The sequence below is a fragment of the Ottowia beijingensis genome (genome assembly GCF_013423955.1).
Taxonomy (GTDB): Bacteria; Pseudomonadota; Gammaproteobacteria; order Burkholderiales; family Burkholderiaceae_C; genus Ottowia; species Ottowia beijingensis.
In genome coordinates this window covers 2,818,718-2,838,609 of sequence record NZ_JACCKX010000001.1, presented here as the reverse complement: position 1 = coordinate 2,838,609, position 19,892 = coordinate 2,818,718, and the positions used below count along the sequence as shown (strand labels likewise).

Here is a 19,892-nt window from a genome sequence, read left to right as displayed (position 1 = left end):
CCAACTGCGCATTTTAGCCGCGGTGGGCGGGGCTTTCCTGACTGTCGGACCAGGCCAGAACCTCACCCTGGCGCTGCAGCCAGCCGGCGCCGATTTTCAGCGAGATGCGGTGCCCGCGCGTGGTACAGGCGGCGATCTGTGCCAGCAGTTCCGTCATCTGCGCCGTGCTGGCCGCTGCCCCCTGCTGCGCCAGCCAGTGGCGCAACAGGTTGGTCTGCCGTGCGGGCGACAGGGTCTGCAGGGCGGCAATGTGCGGCGGCAGGCCCACCAGCGCGAGATCCTGCGCCGCCAGCTCCTGCAGCAGGGCCTGCGCCTGCGCGGCGTGCGCGGCGCTGCGGGCGAAGGTGGCGCGAAACTGCGGAAAGGCGGCCTCCAGCGCCGGCAACAGCCGGGCGCGGATGCGGTTGCGGGTAAAGCGCTCGTCGGTGTTGGAAGGGTCTTCCACCCAGCGCTCGCCCAGCCCGCGCAACCAGTCGCGGATCAACGGCCCCGGCACGTCCAGCAGCGGCCGCCAGAACACCACATCGCCCCGCTGCCAGCGGCGGGGCATGGCGGCCAGGCCCGCCAACCCGGCACCGCGCGACAGCGCCAGCAGCACGGTTTCCGCCTGGTCGTCGGCATGTTGCGCGATTACTACTGTTTTAATAGCTGCCCGCGCTTGCTGGGTAAGCGCCAGGGCATCAAAAGCCTTGTAGCGCGCACGGCGGGCCGCATCTTCGGGGCTGTCGCCGGCAGCGGCCTGCGCATCGACGCGCCGCACCTGCAGCGGCACACCGAGGCGCTGGCACAGTTGCACGCAATGCCGCTCGAAGTCGTCCGCCGCCGCCTGCAGGCCGTGGTGGATATGCCAGGCATGCACCTGACCGGGCCAGCGCTGCGCGCATGCCAGCAGCAGCGCCGTCGAATCCGCACCGCCGCTGAACGCCACCGCCAGCGGCAGCGCCGGCGCGCTGGCAGCAAACGCGGCCATCGCGCGTTCCATCGCCTCGGCGGCGCGGCTGGCCGATGGTGACGGGGGTGATGATCGGGACTCCATGGGCGCGGCTTCGGAACGGCCGCATGTTAAGGCCGGGGCTGTACACCCGCCCCCGGCCGTGAGAAAACGCACACATCGCGGCAGACGACTCTTGTCATCCCCTGCCCGTCCCAACGTTATGTGGTCTGAAGGCCGCGCCGCGGCCCGCTGAACTGACCGGAGGTGTGACCGATGTGGAAACTGGGCCGAATCGTCGCGATGTTCCGCAAGGAGCTGTTGCTGGCCTGGGCCGTGCTGCGCGACCCGCGCACGCCCAACGCGGCCAAGCTGACCACCGTGCTCGCCATCCTGTACGTGATCAGCCCGGTCGATCTGGTGTCGGATTTCATCCCCATCCTCGGCTGGGTGGACGATGGCCTGATCGCCTACTTCCTGCTGCAACTGGCGTTCAAGTTCCTGCCGCCCGATCTGCTGGCCGCGCTGCGCAGCAAGATCGACGCGCGGGCACGCCGCACGGTTCAACCTTGATGGATGGCGCAACACCATGAAACAAGGGGCCCGCAGGCCTTTTTCGTGCACGCGCACAGCTGGCCCGGTCAGCGCTCCGCCTTGGTGTCGTTGAAGCGGCCGTAGCTCATCAGGCGCTCGTAGCGGCGGTCCAGCAGCTCCTTCACCTTCAGATCGCTCACCTGCCGCCAGGCATCGCCCAGCGCGCGCTTGAGGAAGGCCGACATCTGCCGCATGTCGCGGTGCGCGCCGCCCACCGGCTCGCTCACGATCTTGTCCACCAGACCCAGTGCCTTCAGCCGGTGCGCCGTGATGCCCAGTGCCTCGGCGGCGTCCTGCGCCCTGTCGCTGGTCTTCCACAGGATCGACGCGCAGCCCTCGGGGCTGATCACGGAGTAGATCGAGTATTGCAGCATCAACACCTGGTCGGCCACCGCAATCGCCAGCGCGCCGCCCGAGCCGCCCTCGCCGATGATGGTGCTGATGATCGGCACCTCCAGCTGCGCCATCTCGTAGATGTTGCGGCCGATGGCCTCGGACTGGCCGCGCTCCTCGGCGTCGATGCCCGGAAACGCGCCCGGCGTGTCGACGAAAGTGAACACCGGCAGCTTGAACTTCTCGGCCGTCTTCATCAGGCGCAGCGCCTTGCGGTAGCCCTCGGGCCGCACCATGCCGAAGTTGCGCGCCGTGCGCTCCTTGGTGTCGCGGCCCTTCTGGTGGCCGATCACCATGCAGGCGTTGCCGTTGAAGCGCGCCAAGCCGCCGACGATGCTCTGGTCGTCGGCGAAATGCCGGTCGCCGTGCAGTTCGACAAAGTCGGTGAAGCAGTCGCGCACGTAGTCGAGCGTGTAGGGCCGCTCGGGGTGGCGCGCGATCTTGGTGATCTGCCACGGCGACAGATCGGAATAGATGTCCTTGGTGAGCTGCAGGCTCTTCTTGTCGAGCTGGTCGATCTCTTCGCTGATGTCGACCGCGCTCTCGTTCTGCACGTAACGCAGTTCTTCGATCTTGTTTTCCAGCTCCGCAATGGGCTGCTCGAAATCAAGAAACGTTCGTTTGGCCAAGATTGGCTCCTTGGATACGAAACACCCGGCGATGTTACCGGATGTGGCCGCGCCATCAGTACGCGACCGGGGTGGGTTCGAGCGAGCGCCACATGTACCACGTGGCCACGCTGCGCCAGGGCGCCCAGGCCTCGGCCACCTCGCGCGCCTCGCTGCGACTGACCGGCTCGCCCGAGAAATAGTTGAGACTGATGCCCTTGATCAGCCCTGCATCGTCCAGCGGCAGCACGTCGGGGCGCAGCAGGTGGAACATCAAAAACATCTCGGCCGTCCAGCGGCCGATGCCGCGGATGGCCACCAGCTCGGCGATGATGGCCTCGTCGTCCATGCGCTGCCACTGGTTCACGCGCAGGCGCCCGCTGTCGAAGTGCAACGCCAGGTCCACCAGGTATTCGACCTTGCGCGCCGACAGCCCAGCCGCCCGCATGTCGTCCACCTTCAGCTTCAGCACGTTGGCCGCCGTCATGCGCCGCGGCAGCGCCTCGAAGCGGTTCCACACCGACTGCGCCGCCTTGACCGAGATCTGCTGGCCAACGATGGAGCGCGCCAGCGTGACGAAGGCATCGCCGCGCGACTCAGGCAGGCGTCGCCGAACAGCGGGATCACGCGCTTCATCACGCGATCGCGCCGCGCCAGGTGGTCGCAGGCCTCGGCCCAGAAGCCGGGCGTGATGACCTCGATCGCTTTGCTTTTGTAGCTGCCACCGATTTAACCGCCTGCGCTGAAGGCCGATTTGGCTTTGAAAATCATCACTGCGCGGCTTCCCAGGTGGTACCGCCCGGGCCGTCCTTCAGCACGATCCCGGCGGCCAGCAGTTCGGCACGGATGCGGTCGGCTTCGGCGAAATTTTTGGCCTGCTTGGCGGCGGCGCGGGCGTCGATCTGGGCCTGGATGGCCGCTTCGTCGAGTGTGCTGCCGGCGCGCAGAAAGGCCTTGGGGTCGCCCTGCAGCAGGCCCAGCACGCCGCCCAGGCCTTTCAGCAGACCCGCATCCTGCGCATCGCGCGTGCGGTTGACCTCGCTGGCCAGATCGAACAGCACGGCCACGGCCTCGGGCGTGCCGAAGTCCTCGTCCATCGCCGCCTTGAAGCGGGCGGCGAACGGGCTCGCCCAGTCGATGACCACCTCGGCCGGCGCCACCGCGTCGAGCGCGGTGTACAGCCGCTTGAGCGCCGCGCGCGCGTCCTGCAGGTGCACGTCGCTGTAGTTCAACGGGCTGCGGTAATGGCTGCGCACGATGAAGAAGCGGATGGTTTCGGCGTCGAACTGCTCCAGCACCTCGCGGATGGTGAAGAAGTTGCCCAGCGACTTCGACATCTTCTCGTTGTCGATGTTGACGAAGCCGTTGTGCATCCACACGCTGGCCAGCGGCACGCCGTGCGCGCCCTCGCTCTGGGCGATCTCGTTCTCGTGGTGCGGAAACTGCAGGTCGGCGCCGCCGCCGTGGATGTCGAAGGTTTCGCCCAGCAGCGCGCAACTCATGGCCGAGCACTCGATGTGCCAGCCGGGGCGGCCCAGGCCGTAGGGGCTGTCCCATTTCGCGCCCTCGGGCTCGGTGGGCTTGGCGGATTTCCACAGCACGAAGTCGAGCGGATCGTGCTTGCCGTCGGCCACGGCCACGCGCTCGCCGGCCTGCAGCTCGTCCAGCGACTTGCCCGACAGCTTGCCGTAACCCGGAAACTTGCGCACGGCATAGTTCACGTCGCCGTTGTCGCTTTGGTAGGCCAGCCCCTTGTTCTTGAGCTTGCCGACGATGTCGAGCATCTGCGGCACGTAGTCGGTGGCGCGCGGGTCGTGCTGCGGGCGCTCGATGCCCAGCGCGTCAGAAGTCGCGGTACATCTCGGCGATCATGCGGTCGGTGAGCTGGCGGATGGTCTCGCCGTTCTCCAGCGCGCGGCGGATGATCTTGTCCTCGATGTCGGTGATGTTGCGCACGAAGGTCACGCGCATGCCGCTGCTTTTCAGCCAGCGCTGCGCCACGTCGAAGGCCACCGCCGAGCGCGCATGGCCGATATGGCACAGGTCGTACACCGTGATGCCGCACACGTACATGCGCACGTGGCCCGGTTCGATAGGGGAAAAGTCCACCAGCCCACGCGAAAGCGTGTTGTAGATGCGCAAGGTCATGGAAAGCGAAGAAAAGTGCCGGCGAACTGCGGAAGGGTTGGATTCGACAGGTGCGGGCAGCAACGAAGGCGTTGGCACGCCGGAAGCAGCAGGGTGCGAGGCCCGGCGGCGCAAGGCTGCTTGGCTACAATGCCTCGCAGTATAAGGCGCCATCCCCGAGCGGCCAATGCGTGTCTTTCCCCATCGCCTCGCATGAACCTCCCCGCATTTCACTCATGGCCCCGGCCCGCGCGCTGGCGCTGGCCTGCGGGTTGCTGCTGCCCGCCACCGCCGCGCTGGCCGACGAGTACGCCGAGGTGCAGCGCCTGCAGCGCAGCGGCCAGACCACCGAGGCGCTGGCGCGTGCCGACAAGTACATCGCCGCCAACCCGCGCGATCCGCAGATGCGCTTCGTCAAGGCCGGCGTGCTCAGCGCCGCCAGCAAGACCGCCGAGGCCGAAGAACTGCTGGTGCAGCTGACGCGCGATTACCCCGAGCTGCCCGAACCCTGGAACAACCTGGCCGTGCTGCACGCCAGCCGCGGCCAGCTCGACAAGGCGCAGGAAGCGCTTCAGGCGGCGCTGCGCATCAACCCCGCCTACGCCACCGCGCTGGAGAACCTGGGCGACGTGCGCCTGCGCCAGGCCAACGAGGCCTACCAGCGTGCACGCCAGATAGACCCCGGCAACACCCGCCTGGCGCCCAAGATCGAGGCCTTGCGCGGGGCGCTGGGCACGCCAGCCAAGCCCGGCGGCTGACGCCCCACGGCAGCGCGTGCCGGGAACTTGCAGCGCGCCGGTCGGCACCAAACCACTTTCCTCATCGCCTGTTTCAGGAGTCCTGTTTCATGACCGTTTCAAGAAGAACACTCGCCCGCCTGGCCACCACGCTGGCGGCCACCGCCGCGCTGGGCACCGCCCTGCCCGCCTTCGCCGCCGACCCGCGCGTGAAGTTCGTCACCAGCGAGGGCGATTTCGTGGTCGAGCTGTATCCCGACAAGGCGCCCAAGACCGTGGAGAACTTTCTGCAGTACGTCAAGGACAAGCACTACGACGGCCTCATCTTCCACCGCGTCATCAAGAACTTCATGGTGCAGGGCGGCGGTTACGACAAGGATTACAAGCAGCGGCCCACGCGCCCCACCATCAAGCACGAAGGCCGCGAGGCGCTGGCCAAGGGCCTGAAGAACCTGCCCGGCACCATCGCCATGGCGCGCACCAACGATCCGCACTCGGCCAGCTCGCAGTTCTTCATCAACGTGGTCGACAACACCCGCCTCGACCCGGTGATCCTGCCGCCCGGCGACCCGGTGACCTTCGAGTTCCAGGGCCAGGTGCAGAAGGACATTCCGCGCAAGAACGTCGAGAACCACCCTGCCCTGTTCGGCTACACCGTGTTCGGCAAGGTGGTGAGCGGCATGGACACGGTGGAGAAAATCCGCAACACGCCCACCGGCCCCGGCGGCCCCTTCCCCACCGATGTACCGCAGAAGCAGGTGGTGATCCAGTCCGCCACGCTGGTCAAGTAACCCCCAACGACAAGAAAGACCCCATGAGCAACCCTCAAGTCGAACTGCACATCGCCGGCCACGGCGTCATCACGCTGGAGCTGGATGAAGCCAAGGCACCCAAGTCGGTCGCCAACTTCCTTCAATACGTCAACGCCGGCCACTACAACAACACGGTGTTCCACCGCGTGATCAAGAACTTCATGATCCAGGGCGGCGGCTTCGAGCCCGGCATGAAGCAGAAGCCCACGCAGGCGCCCGTCACCAACGAGGCCGACAACGGCCTGAAGAACGACAAGTACACCGTGGCCATGGCGCGCACCAGCGATCCGCACTCGGCCACCGCGCAGTTCTTCATCAACACGGTCGACAACGACTTCCTCAACTTCAAGTCGCCCACGGCGCAAGGCTGGGGCTACGCGGTCATCGGCAAGGTGGTCAAGGGCCAGGACGTGGTGGACGCCATCAAGGCCGTGCCGACCACGCGCAAGGGCTTTCACGACGACGTGCCGCGCGACGACGTGGTGATCGAAAAAGCCGTGGCGCTCTGATCGGCGTGGCAGGCCGCGCCCGCGTCGCCCCGCAGCGCAGCCTGCCTGGCATCAGGCCGGCTCGTATACTCCCCAGATGCCAATCCGCCATCGCCCGCCAATCAGGCGCTGGCGACTGATACTCCCCATATTCATATCCGCACTGCGGCCCTGCCCCAGGCCTGCCGCGATGCGTGCATGATGCGGCCCATGTCGCCTGGATCGGCGCCCACGCCCTGAACCCGCACCATGTCGGAACCCCAGCCCGCCCATCGCCCCGCCGTGCCGCCCCTGGCCGAACTGCGCGCGCGCCCGCACTGGCGCACGGTCGATTTCATCTCCGACCTGCACCTGAAGGCCGAGGAGCCGCACACCTTCCAAGCCTGGCAGCACTACATGCTGCACACGCCGGCCGATGCGGTGTTCATCCTGGGCGACCTGTTCGAGGTCTGGGTGGGCGACGACAGCGCGCTGCCCGGCAGCTTCGAGGACCACTGCGGCCAGGTGCTGCGCGCGGCCGGCGCGGCCATGGACGTGTTCTTCATGCGCGGCAACCGCGACTTCCTGGTCGGTGCCGACTTCCTCGCGCGCTGCGGCGTGCACGACCTGGCCGAACCCACGATGCTCTCGTTTCAGGAGCAAACCTGCCTGCTCACGCACGGCGACCTGCTGTGCACCGACGACGTGGCCTACCAGCGATTCCGCCGCCAGGTGCGCACGCCTGAATGGCAGGCCGCCTTTCTGGCGCGCCCGCTGGCCGAACGCCAGGCCATGGCGCGGCAGATGCGCGAACACAGCGAGGCGCACCATGCGGCGCAGGGCGTGTATGCGCACATCGACGCCCAACTTGCGCGCCGCTGGCTGGCCGAGGCCGGCGCCACCACGCTGATCCACGGCCACACGCACCAGCCGGGCGATCACGCGCTGGGCGCGGACGCGGCGGGCCGGCCGCTGACGCAGGTGGTGCTGAGCGACTGGCACGTCACCGCCGCCGAACGCCGCACACAAGTGCTGCGCCTGACGCCCGCCGATGGCCTGCAGCGCGTGACGCCGCGACTGGGGTGAGCGCCGGTGCCATGCTGAAGGCCATCACCCAATGGATGCGCCGCGCCGCCGGCGGGCCCACCCCGATCCCCGAGCCGCTGTGGCGCGACACGCTGGAGCACTACCCCTTTCTGGCGCGACTGCCCGCCGATGAAGCCGCGCGCCTGCGCCGCCTGGCCGAGCACTTCATCGACCGCAAGGAATTCACCGGCGCGCACGGGCTGGAAGTGACCGACGCCATGGCCGTGGCCGTGGCCGCGCAGGCCTGCCTGCCGCTGCTGCACCTGGGCCCGGCCGAGCGGCCCGAGGACGCGCTGCACTGGTACGACGATTTCGTCGGCATCGTGATGCACCCCGACGCCGCGGTCGCGCCGCGCAAGGCGATGGACGAAGCCGGCGTGATGCACCACTACGACGAGGTGCTGTCGGGCGAGGCCATGCACCACGGCCCGGTGATGCTGAGCTGGCCCGCCGTGCAGCGCGCCGGCACAGAGCACGATGCCGGCTACAGCGTGGTGATCCACGAGTTCGTGCACAAGATGGACATGCAGGCCGGCGGCGCCGACGGTGCGCCGCCGCTGCCGCGCGGCTTCATGGGCGCCGCCAATGCGCGCGAGGCCGCCGCGCACTGGTACCGCACCTGGGCGCCGGCCTACGAGCGCTTTCGCGAACAGGTGGTGATGGCCGAGCGCTTCGGCGCGCCCGCGCCCTGGCTGGATGCCTATGGCGCCACCGCCCCGGCCGAGTTCTTCGCCGTCGCCTGCGAAGCCCACTTCGTGCAGCCGCAGCGCTTTGCCACCGAATTTCCCGCGCTGAGCGCGGCGCTGCGGGCGTTGTTCAGGCAGCCGTAGCCGTTCTCGACGCCAGGCACCCTGGTGCAGGAGCGGCGGAAGCCGCGAAGGGCAGCGTGAAGCGCGAGCGCCGTTCCGTGCGTTCGCGGCTCCCGCCGCTCCTGCATCGAGTTCAATTACGATAGCTTCTTGCGCCTGTTATAGGGCGATTTCAGATGCAAACATATCTGAAAACCCCTTGTAACGTGCGCAAGCAGCTTCTTTTTCAATAGCAGATCACTGCGCCGGCCAGCGCACCGTCACCCGCAGGCCGCCCAGCGTGGGGCTGCGGTCCAGCGCCACGTCCAGCCCATGCAGCCGCGCCAGCCGCCGCACGATGGACCAGCCCAGGCCGCTGCCGCTCTGGCCGCTACCCAGCACGCGGAAGAAGCGCTCGCCCAGGCGCGCGCGGTCGGCGTCCGACAGGCCCGGGCCGGCGTCCTCCACCACCAGCCGCGCGCCCTCGCCCGCCGTGGCCGGGGCCACCTGCACCGCCACGCGGCCGCCATCGGGGCCGTAGCGCAGCGCGTTGTCGAGCAGGTTGCGCAGCAGCACGGCGGCCAGCGGGCCGTTCATGGGCACGGGCACGGGCTGCCCGGGCCGTTGCAGGTCGATGTGCTGGCCGCGCGCCTGCGCCGTGCGCTGCAGATCCTGCGCCTGCTGCGCAGCGACGGCGGCCAGGTCGCACTGGCCACGCCCGCCCGCGCGCGCGTCGGCATCGGTCACCTCGGCCTCCAGCCGCGCCAGTTGCAGCAGTTGCTCCACCAGCCGCGTGGCGCGGTCGCAGCCGGCAATGGTGGCGGCCAGCGCGGCGCGGCGCTCGTCGTCCTGCGTGGCGCCCTGCGCCACCTGCGCCTGCATGCGGATGCCGGCGATCGGTGTGCGCAGCTCGTGCGCGGCGTCGGCGGTGAAGCGGCGCTCGCTCGCCAGCTGCGCGTGCACGCGTTCGAACAGGCCGTTCAGCGCCTGCACCAGCGGGCGCACTTCGGGCAGCACGCCGTCTTCGGGCAGCGGCTCCAGCGTGTGCGGGCGGCGCGCGGCCACGCTGGCGCCCAGGGCGCGCAGCGGGCGCACGGCGCGGCGCACCGCCCACCAGATGCCGGCCGCCAGCAGCGGCAGCGCCACCAGCAACGGCAGCAGCGAGCCGCGCAGGCTGGCCAGCAGCACGTGGCGGCGGGCCGAGGCCTGCTCGCCGACGTGGATGACGTCCTCGACCCTGTCCTTGTCGAGCCGGGCGACGGTGAACACGCGCCAGCGGGCGCCGCCGATGCGCTGGTTGGACAGGCCGCGCGTGGCCGCCGGCGCCATCGGCGCCTCGGGCGCGTCGGCCGAGCGCGCGTGCAGCCTGCCCTTGTGCCAGATCTGGAACGCCACGCGCGACTGGTACTTGTGCAGCAGCGTCGGCGCCTCCACCACGGCATCGTCCTCGGCGTCGTCCACCTCGCCGGTGGCCAGCAGCGCCGCGTTCTGTGCCAAGTGCGCATCCAGCAGCTCGTTCAGCTCGTGCTGGGTGACGAACCACGCCACCGCCACCGTGCCCAGCCAGGTGAGCAGCACGAAGCCCAGCACCATCGCCGTCAGGCGCTGGGCGAGCGACCAGGTGCGCAGAGCAGTGCCGTTCATCTCAAAAGACCAAAGCGTCGCACATCGTCGGCAACCGATGATTCACCAGGAGCCAACCGGCCGCGGAGCAGGCCACACGCGGGCACCCGCGCAAGGGCTTGGCCCGCCCGCTGGGTGCGCCCCCTTCCCGCGAAGCGAGAGAAGGGAAGCGGCGCAAGCCGCTCAGGGGATGATCATCATTTCCTGGCCACGTAGCCCACGCCGCGAATGGTCTCGATCAGTTCCGCCCCAGCTTGCGCCGCAGGTTGTGGATGTGCACTTCCACCGCGTTGCTGCTGACCTCGCTGCCCCATTTGTACAGGTGCTGCTCGATCTGCTCGCGCGACAGCACGCGGTCGCCGTTGAGCATGAACACGTGCAGCAGGTCGAACTCGCGCACCGACAGCTCCACCAGCTCGTCGCCGCGCCACACCTGGCGCGCGGCCGGGTCGAGGAGACTGCCCCCAGCGTGAGGCGCGTGGTGGGCACGCCGTGGGCGCGCCGCACCAGCGCGCGCAGGCGCGCCGCCAGCTCGCCCAGGTCGACGGGCTTGACGAGGTAGTCGTCGGCCCCGCCGTCCAGCCCCTGGATGCGCGTGTCGATGGCGTCGCGCGCGGTCAGGATCAGGATCGGCGTGCGCACGCCCTGGGCGCGCACCGCGGCCAGCGCGTCCAGCCCGTCCTGGCGCGGCAGGCCGAGGTCGAGCACGGCCACGGCGTGCTGCTGCGTCAGCAGTTCGCGCTCGGCGGCCACGCCGTCGCGCACCCAGTCCACCGCAAAGCCCTGCTGGCCCAGGCCGGCCTTCAGGCCCGAACCCAGCAGTTCGTCGTCTTCAGCCAGCAGCACGCGCATGGGGCAGCACCTCAATCGTCGTCGTCATCGTCGTCATGGTGCGATTGTGCGGCGTGGCCCGCATCGCCCGCCGCCGGCGCGGTCTGCCACTGCCAGGCCCAGAAGGCCAACACCGCCATCAGCAGCAGCGCGGCCACGCCGGTGTATGAACGCTTGACCAGATCCGGCTCCGCGCCGGCCGTGCGACCCGTCAGCATGGGCGCCACCAGGTTGCGCCGGCGCAGCAGCGACAGGCCCAGCACCACGCCGATGTGGGCCAGCACCAGCGCCAGCATGCCGTTGCCGAAGAACTCGTGCACCTCTTCCAGCCAGTCGCCGCCGGCTCGTTGCCGGTACACGCCCAGGCCACTCAACGTGAGCGGCGCGATCACGGCCAGCAGCAGCGCCACGGTGCCGGCCGGCCGCAAGGGACGCTGCATGGACGATTGATAGGAGTATGCCTTTTAAGCGCCCATCATTCAGGCGCTGGCGGATAGCCATGGTGGGAGTATGTGAGCAACAGGCGAGCGCGGGACAGGTGTTGCTGACGCCATCGCGGGCAAGCCCGCTGCCACAGACCGATGGCGGGCGCCACGATCATATATGGTGGGTATATGACTTCAGCGCCCTGAGGACGGGCGCTAGCAGATGGGTATGTGGGGAGTATATGGTCCCTGCGTGACCGCGGCGCGGGCGCGGGCACCGCCATCGCGGGCAAGCCCGCTGCCACAGACCGATGGCGGGCGGCGGGTGGCTCAGCCCGCCTGCGCGATCTGGCGCAGCGCCTGCTCGAACACCTCGGGCGGCTGGCCGCCGCTGATGAGGTGGCGCTCGTTGATGACCACCGCCGGCACCGAGCGGATGCCCGCCTGCTGCCAGAAGGCCTCGGCCTGGCGCACTTCGGCGGCGTAGTCGTCGCCCGCCAGAATCTCGCGCGCCCGCGCCGCATCCAGCCCCGCAGCCTCGACCGCGGCCAGCAGCACGTCGTCCTGCTCCACCGCCTCGCCGCGGCCGTGGTAGGCGTCGAGCAACGCGCGCTTCAGCGCCAGTTGCGGCTCGGCGCCCTGCAGGCCAGCCCAGTGCAGCAGGCGGTGCGCGTTGAAGGTGTTGTAGATGCGCCCGCGCCCGGCCGGGTTGAAGCTGAAGCCCACGGCGGCGCCGCGCTCGCGGATGGCGGCGCGGTTGGCCTCGAACTGCGCCGGCGTGCCGCCGTACTTGCGCGCCAGGTGTTCGTTGATCTCCTCGCCGCCGGGCGGCATGTCGGGGTTCAGCTCGAAGGGCTGGAAGTGCAGCGTGGCCTGCACCGCGTCGGCGCTTTGCGCCAGCGCGCGCTGCAGCGAGGCCAGGCCGACGGCGCACCAGGGGCAGGCGATGTCGGAGACGAAGTCGATCTTGAGGGGGTGGTCATGGGCGTCCTTGGGGCGTGAGCAGGAGACAGAATACCGGACGCAGAGGACGCAAAGGACGCAGAAGAAACCAGTTTTCCTGGATGTTCCTTTGCGTCCTCTGCGCAATCTCTGCGTCCTCTGCGTCCGGCTGTTGTGTTGGCGTCATGCCGACGACAGCGCCCGCTCCAGCGCCGCATCGAAGGCCTCGGGCGCCTCGAACTGCACCCAGTGGCCGGCGCCCTCGATCAGCTGCATGCCGCGAAAGGCGGGCGCGGCGGCGGCGAAGGCGTCTTCCAGCTGGTGGATGTACTGGCGGTAGATGGCGTCGTGCGCGCCGTAGATGGTGTGCACCGGGCACGGCACCTGCGGCAGGCTGCGCGCCAGGATGTCGGTGTGCGCCAGCCGGCGGCGCGGCAGGCGGTCGCGCTGCACGTTGGCGATGTGCACCTCCAGCGCCAGGCCGTCGATCAGGTCGTGGTCGTGCAGCATCAGCACGCCCAGGTTGTGGCGGTGGATGTCGGCCTGCTCCTGCGGCGTCTTCAGGTGGCGCCAGGCCTTCAGCTCGAACTGGCGCCGCGGCACCACGCCCATGGCCGGCGCGCCCACCAGCACCAGGCGTCGCGCCAGTTGCGGGTGCGCGGCCAGCAGCAGGCCGGCCGTCATGCCGCCGAAGGAAAAGCCGACCAGATCGACCGGCTCGTCGCCCATCAACTGACGCAGGCTGGCGGCCAGCGGCGCGACCATCGCATCCGCATCGCTGCCGCCGGTGGGCGGGCCCGAGTCGCCAAAGCCGGGCAGATCGACCGCCCACACGCTGCGGCCGGCATCGACCAGGGGCAGGATGTTCTTCACCCAGTGCGTCCAGCTGCCGCTGCCGCCATGGAACAGCACCAGCGGCGGCACGCCGGCGCGCGGCTCGCCCCAGGCGTGCCAGACCAGTTCGCCATCGCCGCACGGCGTGGTGAGGCGGCGGGCCTGGGCCAGGCGTGCGCGCTCGGCCAGGGGCAGGAAGGTGGGGACGGTGATGTCGCTCATCGGGATCGGTGTGATGCTGCGCGGCCGGCCCGTGCCGGTGCTGGCCGATTCTGGCACCGCCCGCGGGGCGGCGCAGCGGCGGGGCGCATGCGGTGGCGCGTTCAGAGGCACGACAGCGTGGGGGCTGGGCCTGCCGAAGCCTTGCCGGCGCTGGCGCAACGCCCACGGGCGCTGCGGCGTCGGGCGCCCGCGGGCATCAGTCGTCCAGCGACGCCGACCAGCGCTCGCCCCAGTCGCCGCGCCGCTGCTGGTCGATGGCGCGGCGGTCGCGCTTGGTGGGGCGGCCCTGCGCGATGGCGTGCGCGGGCTCCGGCGCCAGCCGGCGCGCGGCCGCCGCTTGCTCGCGCGCGGCGATGCTCTCGGGGGTTTCGTCGTACAGCTGCTGCGCCACCGGCGCCGGCCCGCGCTGGGCGCTGAGGCCGCGCACCACGACCTGGCGCGCCACGGCGCCCCGCCGCACCGTCACCACGTCGCCCGGCCGGATCTCGCGCGCGGGCTTGACGCTGGCCCCGCCACCAGCACACGGCCACGGCCGATCTCCTCCACCGCCAGCGCGCGGGTCTTGTAGAAGCGCGCGGCCCACAGCCACTTGTCCAGGCGCATGCTGTCGGCTGGGGCGGCGGTGGCACTCATGAAAGCGGCAGGGTGACGATGGCGTCGAGACCGACGATGCGCCCATTCTGCCTGCGGTTGAGCAGCTGGATGCTGCCGCCCAGCGCCTGGGTGATCTCGTGGCAGATCGCCAGGCCCAGGCCGAAGCCCGAGCCGCCGGCGCCGGAGCGGAACGGCTGGAACAGGCGTTTGGCCAGGTCCGGCTCGACCCCGGCCCGCCATCGGCCACGGTGAGGCGCGCCTGATCGCCCACGCGCGCCAGGGTGATGCACAGCGGCCCGCCCGGCGGCGTGTGCCGCACGGCGTTGTGCAGCAGGTTGCGCGTGAGTTCGCGCAGCATCCATTCGTGCGCCGGCAGCGTCAGCGGCTCGACCTGCAGGCTGAAGTCGAGCGCGCGTTCGGCGATCAGGGGCGACAGCTCCAGCGCCACGTCGCGCACGATGGTGTCGAAGGCGCTGGCCGACGCGTCAGCCTGCTGCCGGAGCTGCGCCACCTTGGCCAGCGCCAGCATCTGGTTGGCCAGCAGCGTGGCGCGGTCGACGGTGTCCTCGATCTCGGCCAGCGCCTGCGCGGGCGGCACGTCGCCGCGCCGGGCCGACTGCACCTGCGCCTTCAGCACCGCCAGCGGCGTGCGCAGCTGGTGCGAGGCGTCGCGCACGAAGCGCTTCTGCTGCGCCGCCATCTCGCCGTGGCGGCGCATGTGGGCGTTGGTGGCGGCGATCAGCGGCTGCAGCTCGCGCGGCGCGTCGGGCGCGGCGATGGGGCGCAGGTCGTCGTCGGGCCGGCCCTGCAGCTCGTGGCTGAGGCGCCGCACCGGCCGCGTGGCGAGCTGGACGACGGCGATCACGGTGGCGGCGATCAGCGCGATCAGCGCCGCCTGGCGCGCCAGCGTGTCCCACAGGATCTGCCGCGCCAGCGCGTGGCGTATCTCCAGCGTCTCGGCCACCTGCACCACGGCCACGTCGCGCCCGCTGCCGCTAGCCACCGGCTGCAGCAGCACCGCCATGCGCACCGGCTCGCCGCGGAACGCGCCGTCGTAGAAGTCGACCAGCGCGGCATACGGCGGCTGCATGGGAATTTCGCCATGCCACATCGGCAGGTCGTCGTAGCCCGACAGCAGCAGCCCCTGGCGCGTGGAGATGCGGAACGCCATGCGGCTGCGCAGGTCGGCCTCGAACGCCTCCAGCGCCGCCGAGGGCACGTTGGCCTGCAGGCGCGCCGCATCGCCCTCGCCCTGGATATCGAGCCATTCGCCCAGGCTCTTGGCCGAGGCCAGCAGGGTGCGGTCGTAGGCGGTGTTGAGCGCCCCGAGCGCCTCGCGGTACAGGCTCCAGGTGTTGAAGGCGACGATCAGCAGCAGCGGCAGCAGGATGCCCGCCAGCAGCTGGCGCCTGAGCGAGCGCGTGCGCGCAACGCTCACGGCGCCGCCCGCATCAGGTAGCCCAGGCCACGCAGCGTGACCAGCTCCAGCCCGGTATCGGCCAGCTTGCGGCGCAGGCGGTAGGCCACCACTTCGATGGCCTCGTAGCGCACCTCGGCCTCGCCGGGGAACACCTGCTCGAACAGCCGCTCCTTGGCCACCGCGTGGCCGGGGCGCGCCAGCAGCGCATGCATCAGCGCCAGCTCGCGCGGGGTCAGCTCCATAGGCACACCATCGCGGTAGATGGCGCCGCCGTCGCGCTCGAAGCGAATTCGGCCGATCTGCACGCCGGCCGCGGGCATCGCGTCGTGCTCGGGCGCGCTGCGGCGCACCAGCGCGCGCAGGCGGGCCTCCAGCTCGTCCAGGTCGAAGGGCTTGGGCAGGTAGTCGTCGGCGCCGGCGTTCAGCCCCAGCACCCGGTCGCCCACGGCGCCGCGCGCGGTGAGGATGAGCACCGGCGTGCGCAGGCCCTGCGCGCGCGCCTGCGCCAGCACCTGCAGGCCGTCCAGGCCCGGCAGCGACAGGTCGAGCACCACCGCGTCGGGCAGGCTGGCGGCCCAGCGCTGCAGCGCGGCCGGGCCGTCGCCGACGGCGGCCACCACGAAGCCGCGCCGCGCGAACGTGCGCACCAGCGTGGCCTGCAACGCCGGGTCGTCCTCCACCACCAGCAGCTTCATGCGCGGCACGATACCGCAGCGCCCGCAGCGCCCGCGCCCGGGTAAACCCCGAGGCGGCGGACAGCCGATTGACAGCCTCGCTCCACATCATCGATCCGTTCCATTCCGTTCTACACAAGGAGACAAGCATGCGCCGCGACACCTTCCTCAAGACCCTCGCCGCCCTGGCCGCCACCGGCGCCCTGCCCGTTGCCTGGGCGCAGCCCGGTGCCAACCTGAAGATGCTGATCCCGGCCAACCCGGGCGGCGGCTGGGACACCACCGGGCGCGCGCTGGGCAAGGCCATGCTGGATGCCAAGCAGGCCGCCACCGTGACCTACGACAACAAGGGCGGCGCGGCCGGCGCGCTGGGCCTGGCGCCTTTCCTGGCCGGTGCCAAGGGCGACGGCCACCAGATGATGGTGATGGGCGCGGTGATGCTGGGCGGCCTGATCACCAGCCGCTCGCCGCTGAACCTGATGCAGGCCACGCCGCTGGCGCGCCTGACGACCGAATACAACGTGTTCGTGCTGCCGGCCAACTCGCCGCACAAGACCATGGCCGACGTGATCGCCCAGCTCAAGAAGGACCCGGGCAGCGTGAAGTGGGGCGGTGGCTCGCGCGGTTCCACCGAGCACATCGCCGCGGCCATGATCGCGCGCGAGGCCGGTGTCGACCCGGCCAAGATCAACTATGTCGCCTTCCGCGGCGGCGGCGAGGCGACGGCGGCCATCCTGGGCGGCAACGTGACGGTGGGCGGCTCGGGCTACAGCGAGTTCGCCGAGTACATCGCCACCGGCAAGATGAAGCCCATCGCCGTGACCAGCGCGCAGCGGCTGGCCAGCATCAAGGACGTGCCCACGCTCAAGGAGCAGGGCATCAACGTCGAGATCGGCAACTGGCGCGGCGTGTTCGGCGGCCCCGGCATCACGCCGGCGCAGCGCAAGACGCTGATCGACGCCATCGTCGCCACCACGCAATCCGCCTCGTGGCAGGAAGCGCTGAAGAAGAACGACTGGACGTCGGCCGTGCTCACCGGCGATGCCTTCAGCAAGTTCGTCGACGACGAATTCGCCAGCCTGCGCGCCATCATGGCCAAGTCGGGCATGATCGCCGGTTGATGATGAAAAAGCCCTTGAACCCCTGTCCAAAGGGCGCCAGCAGCTATCAATAACAGAGTGAACGAGCCCTGCCGCTCCCTGGGCGGCAGCGGCTGCGTGGCGCCGGAGGAGACACCCGATGAGCAGTCCGCAACCCAATATCCCGCTCGAGCTGCGGCCCGATCACCCCGAGCCGGCGCACCCCTCGCGCAAGACGCTGATCTGGGAAACCGTGGTCAGCGCCGGCCTCATCGGCGTCGGCCTGGCGATGGCCGTCGGCGCCGTCGACATCTCGGCCGAAGCCGGCTACGGCGGCGTCGGCGCCAACTTCCTGCCCTGGGTCGTGGCCATCACGCTGATGGCGTGCGGTGCCGTGCTGCTGTGGCACGCGCGCACCGGCGGCTACCGCAACATGGAGGAAGTGCCCGGTGACGAAAGCCCGGATTGGACGGCCTACGTCTGGGTGTCCGCCGGCCTGCTGCTGAACGCGGCGCTGATCGAACGCATCGGCTTCGTGCTGAGCTGCGCGCTGGCCTACGTGCTGGCCGCGCAGGGCCTGCGGCGCGCCTTCGGCCAGCGGCACGACACCTGGCTGGTCGACATCCTGAGCGGCGTGGCGATTGCGGCGCCGGTGTTCTGGCTGTTCACCAAGTTCCTGGCGATCAACCTGCCGGGCCTGACGAACACCGGCTGGATCTGACGGGGAGCCGCGCATGGACACCTTCAACATGCTCATGGACGGCTTCGGCACGGCGCTGACGCTCTCCAACCTGCTGTGGGCGCTGTTCGGCTGCGCCCTGGGCACGGCTGTCGGCGTGCTGCCCGGCATCGGCCCGGCCACCACGGTGGCGATGCTGCTGCCGATCACGGCCAAGGTCGACATCACGGCGTCGATGATCTTCTTTGCCGGCATCTACTACGGCGCCATGTACGGCGGCTCGACCACCTCGATCCTGCTCAACACGCCGGGCGAAACCGCCAGCATGGTGACGGCCATGGAAGGCAACAAGATGGCCAAGAGCGGCCGTGCCGGCGCGGCGCTGGCCACTGCGGCCATCGGCTCGTTCGTGGCCGGCACCATTGCCACGGTGGTGGTCACGCTGTTCGCGCCGGTGGTGGCCGAGTACGCCGTGCGCCTGGGCCCGCCCGAGTACTTCCTGCTGATGGTGCTGGCCTTCACCACCGTGAGCGCGGTGCTGGGCAAGAGCACGGTGCGCGGCCTGGCGGCGCTGTTCATCGGCCTGGCCGTGGGGCTGATCGGCATGGACCAGATCAGCGGCCAGCCGCGCTACACCGGCGGCAAGCCGGAGTTCCTCGACGGCATCGAGATCGTGCTGGTGGCCGTGGGCCTGTTCGCCGTGGCCGAGGTGCTGCACGCCGCGCTGTTCGAGGGCAAGGTGGTGGAAACGCAGAACACGCTGACGCGCGTGCACATGAGCGCGCGCGACTGGCGCCGCAGCGTGCCGGCGTGGCTGCGCGGCGCGGCCATCGGCGCGCCGTTCGGCTGCATTCCGGCCGGCGGCACCGAGATTCCCACCTTCCTGAGCTACGCCACCGAGAAGAAGCTGGCCAAGGGCGAGGACAAGGCCGAGTTCGGCACCCGGGGCGCCATCGAGGGCGTGGCCGGCCCCGAATCGGCCAACAACGCCACGGTGACCACGGCGCTGATCCCGCTGCTGACGCTGGGCATCCCCACCAGCAACACCACCGCCATCCTGCTGGGGGCGTTCCAGAACTACGGCATCCAGCCGGGGCCGCAACTGTTCAGCACCTCGGCGGCGTTGGTGTGGGCGCTGATCGCCTCGCTGTACATCGGCAACCTGATGCTGCTGGTGCTGAACCTGCCCATGGTGGGGCTGTGGGTGAAGCTGCTGAAGATCCCGAAGCCGCAGCTGTATGCCGGCATCCTGATCTTCGCCACCGTGGGCGCGTATGGCATGCGGCAGAGCGCGTTCGACGTGTTCCTGCTCTACGTGATCGGCGCCGTGGGCGTGGTGATGCGGCGCTTCGACTTTCCGACCGCGCCGGTGGTGATCGGCATGATCCTCGGGCCGCTGGCCGAGGCGCAGCTGCGCAACGCGATGTCGATCGGCGAGGGCAAGTGGACCGTGTTCCTGGATCGCCCGGTATCGGTCTTTCTGCTGGTCGTCATCGCTGCCGTGCTGGTGATGCCGCGCCTGGCGCGCTGGCACCGCGCCCGCCGCGCCTGACCGCCAAAGGGAACACCACACTGTCAGGGTGTAGGACAAGTTTCCTACAGCTGCCGCCTGCGCTGGATGACGTGATGAGGCCATGGGGCTTTCCACAATGACTTCACGACGAGCACACGAACGTCGGACTCGGAAAAACAAACCCCACTCATCACCGCAAGGAGATTTGAAAATGAACCTCATCATCTGGCTGATCGTCGGCGGCATCCTGGGCTGGCTCGCCAGCATCGTGATGCGCCGTGATGCCCAGCAAGGCATCCTGCTGAACGTTGTCGTCGGCATCGTCGGCGCGTTCCTGGGCGGCTTCCTGCTGTCGCCGCTGCTGGGCGCCGGCACCATCAACATGAACGACTTCTCGGTCATGGGTTTGGTCGTGTCCTTCCTGGGCGCCGTCATCCTGCTGGCCATCGTCAACCTGTTCAAGCGCGGCAGCGTGCGCTGATCTCCGCGACCAACCAACACAAAACACCGGCG

The 19,892-nt window shown here is 69.8% G+C and carries 17 protein-coding genes and 5 pseudogenes; 10 read left to right on the top strand and 12 right to left on the bottom strand.

Features of this window, described 5'->3' with window-relative positions; all coding sequences use genetic code 11:
• Positions 1–13 precede the first annotated feature (13 nt).
• Positions 14–982, bottom strand: a complete 969-nt coding sequence (gene tilS, locus H0I39_RS14225) for a tRNA lysidine(34) synthetase TilS (RefSeq protein ID WP_180551823.1) — start codon at positions 980–982, stop codon at positions 14–16.
• A 225-nt stretch (positions 983–1,207) separates the two neighbouring features.
• Here tilS and H0I39_RS14220 point away from each other — a divergent pair, with 225 nt between their 5' ends.
• Positions 1,208–1,504, top strand: a complete 297-nt coding sequence (locus tag H0I39_RS14220) for a YkvA family protein (RefSeq protein ID WP_180550948.1) — start codon at positions 1,208–1,210, stop codon at positions 1,502–1,504.
• Between the two features lie 68 nt (positions 1,505–1,572).
• Here H0I39_RS14220 and H0I39_RS14215 read toward each other — a convergent pair whose 3' ends face one another.
• From H0I39_RS14215 to cysS, 3 genes and pseudogenes are all read right to left on the bottom strand, one after another.
• Positions 1,573–2,547: an acetyl-CoA carboxylase carboxyltransferase subunit alpha gene (locus H0I39_RS14215; RefSeq protein WP_180550947.1), complete on the bottom strand. Its 975-nt coding sequence runs from the start codon at positions 2,545–2,547 to the stop codon at positions 1,573–1,575.
• A gap of 55 nt (positions 2,548–2,602) precedes the next feature.
• Positions 2,603–3,255, bottom strand: a pseudogene (locus tag H0I39_RS14210) (DNA-3-methyladenine glycosylase family protein).
• A gap of 41 nt (positions 3,256–3,296) precedes the next feature.
• Positions 3,297–4,674: pseudogene (cysS, locus tag H0I39_RS14205) on the bottom strand (cysteine--tRNA ligase).
• 215 nt (positions 4,675–4,889) lie between these two features.
• Between cysS and H0I39_RS14200 the strand changes: the two are divergent.
• The 5 genes from H0I39_RS14200 to H0I39_RS14180 all read left to right on the top strand — a co-directional run bounded on the left by H0I39_RS14200 (position 4,890) and on the right by H0I39_RS14180 (position 8,585).
• Entirely contained in the window at positions 4,890–5,411 is a 522-nt protein-coding gene (locus H0I39_RS14200) for a tetratricopeptide repeat protein (RefSeq protein WP_180550946.1), read from the top strand.
• 89 nt (positions 5,412–5,500) lie between these two features.
• Entirely contained in the window at positions 5,501–6,181 is a 681-nt protein-coding gene (locus H0I39_RS14195; protein ID WP_180550945.1) for a peptidylprolyl isomerase, read from the top strand.
• 23 nt (positions 6,182–6,204) lie between these two features.
• Complete coding sequence (locus tag H0I39_RS14190; protein ID WP_180550944.1) at positions 6,205–6,711, top strand: peptidylprolyl isomerase; 507 nt, start codon at positions 6,205–6,207, stop codon at positions 6,709–6,711.
• A gap of 228 nt (positions 6,712–6,939) precedes the next feature.
• A complete protein-coding gene (locus tag H0I39_RS14185; RefSeq protein WP_180550943.1) occupies positions 6,940–7,755 on the top strand; it encodes a UDP-2,3-diacylglucosamine diphosphatase in 816 nt (271 codons plus the stop codon).
• An 11-nt stretch (positions 7,756–7,766) separates the two neighbouring features.
• Positions 7,767–8,585: a M90 family metallopeptidase gene (locus H0I39_RS14180; protein WP_180551822.1), complete on the top strand. Its 819-nt coding sequence runs from the start codon at positions 7,767–7,769 to the stop codon at positions 8,583–8,585.
• Positions 8,586–8,801: 216 nt separating this feature from the next.
• Here H0I39_RS14180 and H0I39_RS14175 read toward each other — a convergent pair whose 3' ends face one another.
• The 8 genes and pseudogenes from H0I39_RS14175 to H0I39_RS14140 all read right to left on the bottom strand — a co-directional run bounded on the left by H0I39_RS14175 (position 8,802) and on the right by H0I39_RS14140 (position 16,129).
• Positions 8,802–10,187, bottom strand: coding sequence for an ATP-binding protein (locus tag H0I39_RS14175; RefSeq protein ID WP_180550942.1), 1,386 nt, complete (start codon positions 10,185–10,187; stop codon positions 8,802–8,804).
• Positions 10,188–10,363: 176 nt separating this feature from the next.
• Positions 10,364–11,018: pseudogene (locus H0I39_RS14170) on the bottom strand (response regulator).
• 11 nt (positions 11,019–11,029) lie between these two features.
• Positions 11,030–11,437, bottom strand: coding sequence for a cytochrome b/b6 domain-containing protein (locus H0I39_RS14165; protein WP_180550941.1), 408 nt, complete (start codon positions 11,435–11,437; stop codon positions 11,030–11,032).
• A 315-nt stretch (positions 11,438–11,752) separates the two neighbouring features.
• The gene (locus H0I39_RS14160; protein ID WP_308645927.1) at positions 11,753–12,388 is read right to left on the bottom strand and encodes a DsbA family oxidoreductase; all 636 of its coding nucleotides are present in this window, start codon (positions 12,386–12,388) and stop codon (positions 11,753–11,755) included.
• Positions 12,389–12,547: 159 nt separating this feature from the next.
• On the bottom strand, positions 12,548–13,420 hold the full coding sequence (locus H0I39_RS14155) for an alpha/beta fold hydrolase (protein ID WP_180550939.1): 873 nt from the start codon (positions 13,418–13,420) through the stop codon (positions 12,548–12,550).
• 196 nt (positions 13,421–13,616) lie between these two features.
• Positions 13,617–14,053, bottom strand: a pseudogene (locus H0I39_RS14150) (RNA-binding S4 domain-containing protein).
• Positions 14,050–15,452, bottom strand: a pseudogene (locus H0I39_RS14145) (sensor histidine kinase). The pseudogenes H0I39_RS14150 and H0I39_RS14145 overlap by 4 nt, the downstream one beginning before the upstream one ends.
• On the bottom strand, positions 15,449–16,129 hold the full coding sequence (locus tag H0I39_RS14140) for a response regulator transcription factor (RefSeq protein ID WP_180550938.1): 681 nt from the start codon (positions 16,127–16,129) through the stop codon (positions 15,449–15,451). Before H0I39_RS14140 ends, H0I39_RS14145 begins: the two are co-directional and overlap by 4 nt.
• A 128-nt stretch (positions 16,130–16,257) precedes the next feature.
• Between H0I39_RS14140 and H0I39_RS14135 the strand changes: the two genes are divergently transcribed.
• From H0I39_RS14135 to H0I39_RS14120, 4 genes are all read left to right on the top strand, one after another.
• Positions 16,258–17,229: a Bug family tripartite tricarboxylate transporter substrate binding protein gene (locus H0I39_RS14135; protein ID WP_180550937.1), complete on the top strand. Its 972-nt coding sequence runs from the start codon at positions 16,258–16,260 to the stop codon at positions 17,227–17,229.
• Positions 17,230–17,347: 118 nt separating this feature from the next.
• Positions 17,348–17,908, top strand: coding sequence for a tripartite tricarboxylate transporter TctB family protein (locus H0I39_RS14130; protein WP_180550936.1), 561 nt, complete (start codon positions 17,348–17,350; stop codon positions 17,906–17,908).
• A gap of 13 nt (positions 17,909–17,921) precedes the next feature.
• Complete coding sequence (locus tag H0I39_RS14125; protein WP_180550935.1) at positions 17,922–19,418, top strand: tripartite tricarboxylate transporter permease; 1,497 nt, start codon at positions 17,922–17,924, stop codon at positions 19,416–19,418.
• 172 nt (positions 19,419–19,590) lie between these two features.
• On the top strand, positions 19,591–19,860 hold the full coding sequence (locus H0I39_RS14120; protein WP_180550934.1) for a GlsB/YeaQ/YmgE family stress response membrane protein: 270 nt from the start codon (positions 19,591–19,593) through the stop codon (positions 19,858–19,860).
• Positions 19,861–19,892 lie beyond the last annotated feature (32 nt).

Coding starts and splice junctions, on each gene's coding strand:
- H0I39_RS14125 (WP_180550935.1), top strand. CDS start 17,922: ATGGACACCTTCAACATGCTCATGGACGGCTTCGGCACGGCGCTGACG.
- H0I39_RS14180 (WP_180551822.1), top strand. CDS start 7,767: ATGCTGAAGGCCATCACCCAATGGATGCGCCGCGCCGCCGGCGGGCCC.
- H0I39_RS14185 (WP_180550943.1), top strand. CDS start 6,940: ATGTCGGAACCCCAGCCCGCCCATCGCCCCGCCGTGCCGCCCCTGGCC.
- H0I39_RS14190 (WP_180550944.1), top strand. CDS start 6,205: ATGAGCAACCCTCAAGTCGAACTGCACATCGCCGGCCACGGCGTCATC.
- H0I39_RS14195 (WP_180550945.1), top strand. CDS start 5,501: ATGACCGTTTCAAGAAGAACACTCGCCCGCCTGGCCACCACGCTGGCG.
- H0I39_RS14220 (WP_180550948.1), top strand. CDS start 1,208: ATGTGGAAACTGGGCCGAATCGTCGCGATGTTCCGCAAGGAGCTGTTG.
- H0I39_RS14140 (WP_180550938.1), bottom strand. CDS start 16,129: ATGAAGCTGCTGGTGGTGGAGGACGACCCGGCGTTGCAGGCCACGCTG.
- H0I39_RS14165 (WP_180550941.1), bottom strand. CDS start 11,437: ATGCAGCGTCCCTTGCGGCCGGCCGGCACCGTGGCGCTGCTGCTGGCC.
- H0I39_RS14135 (WP_180550937.1), top strand. CDS start 16,258: ATGCGCCGCGACACCTTCCTCAAGACCCTCGCCGCCCTGGCCGCCACC.
- tilS (WP_180551823.1), bottom strand. CDS start 982: ATGGAACGCGCGATGGCCGCGTTTGCTGCCAGCGCGCCGGCGCTGCCG.
- H0I39_RS14200 (WP_180550946.1), top strand. CDS start 4,890: ATGGCCCCGGCCCGCGCGCTGGCGCTGGCCTGCGGGTTGCTGCTGCCC.
- H0I39_RS14120 (WP_180550934.1), top strand. CDS start 19,591: ATGAACCTCATCATCTGGCTGATCGTCGGCGGCATCCTGGGCTGGCTC.
- H0I39_RS14175 (WP_180550942.1), bottom strand. CDS start 10,187: ATGAACGGCACTGCTCTGCGCACCTGGTCGCTCGCCCAGCGCCTGACG.
- H0I39_RS14155 (WP_180550939.1), bottom strand. CDS start 13,420: ATGAGCGACATCACCGTCCCCACCTTCCTGCCCCTGGCCGAGCGCGCA.
- H0I39_RS14130 (WP_180550936.1), top strand. CDS start 17,348: ATGAGCAGTCCGCAACCCAATATCCCGCTCGAGCTGCGGCCCGATCAC.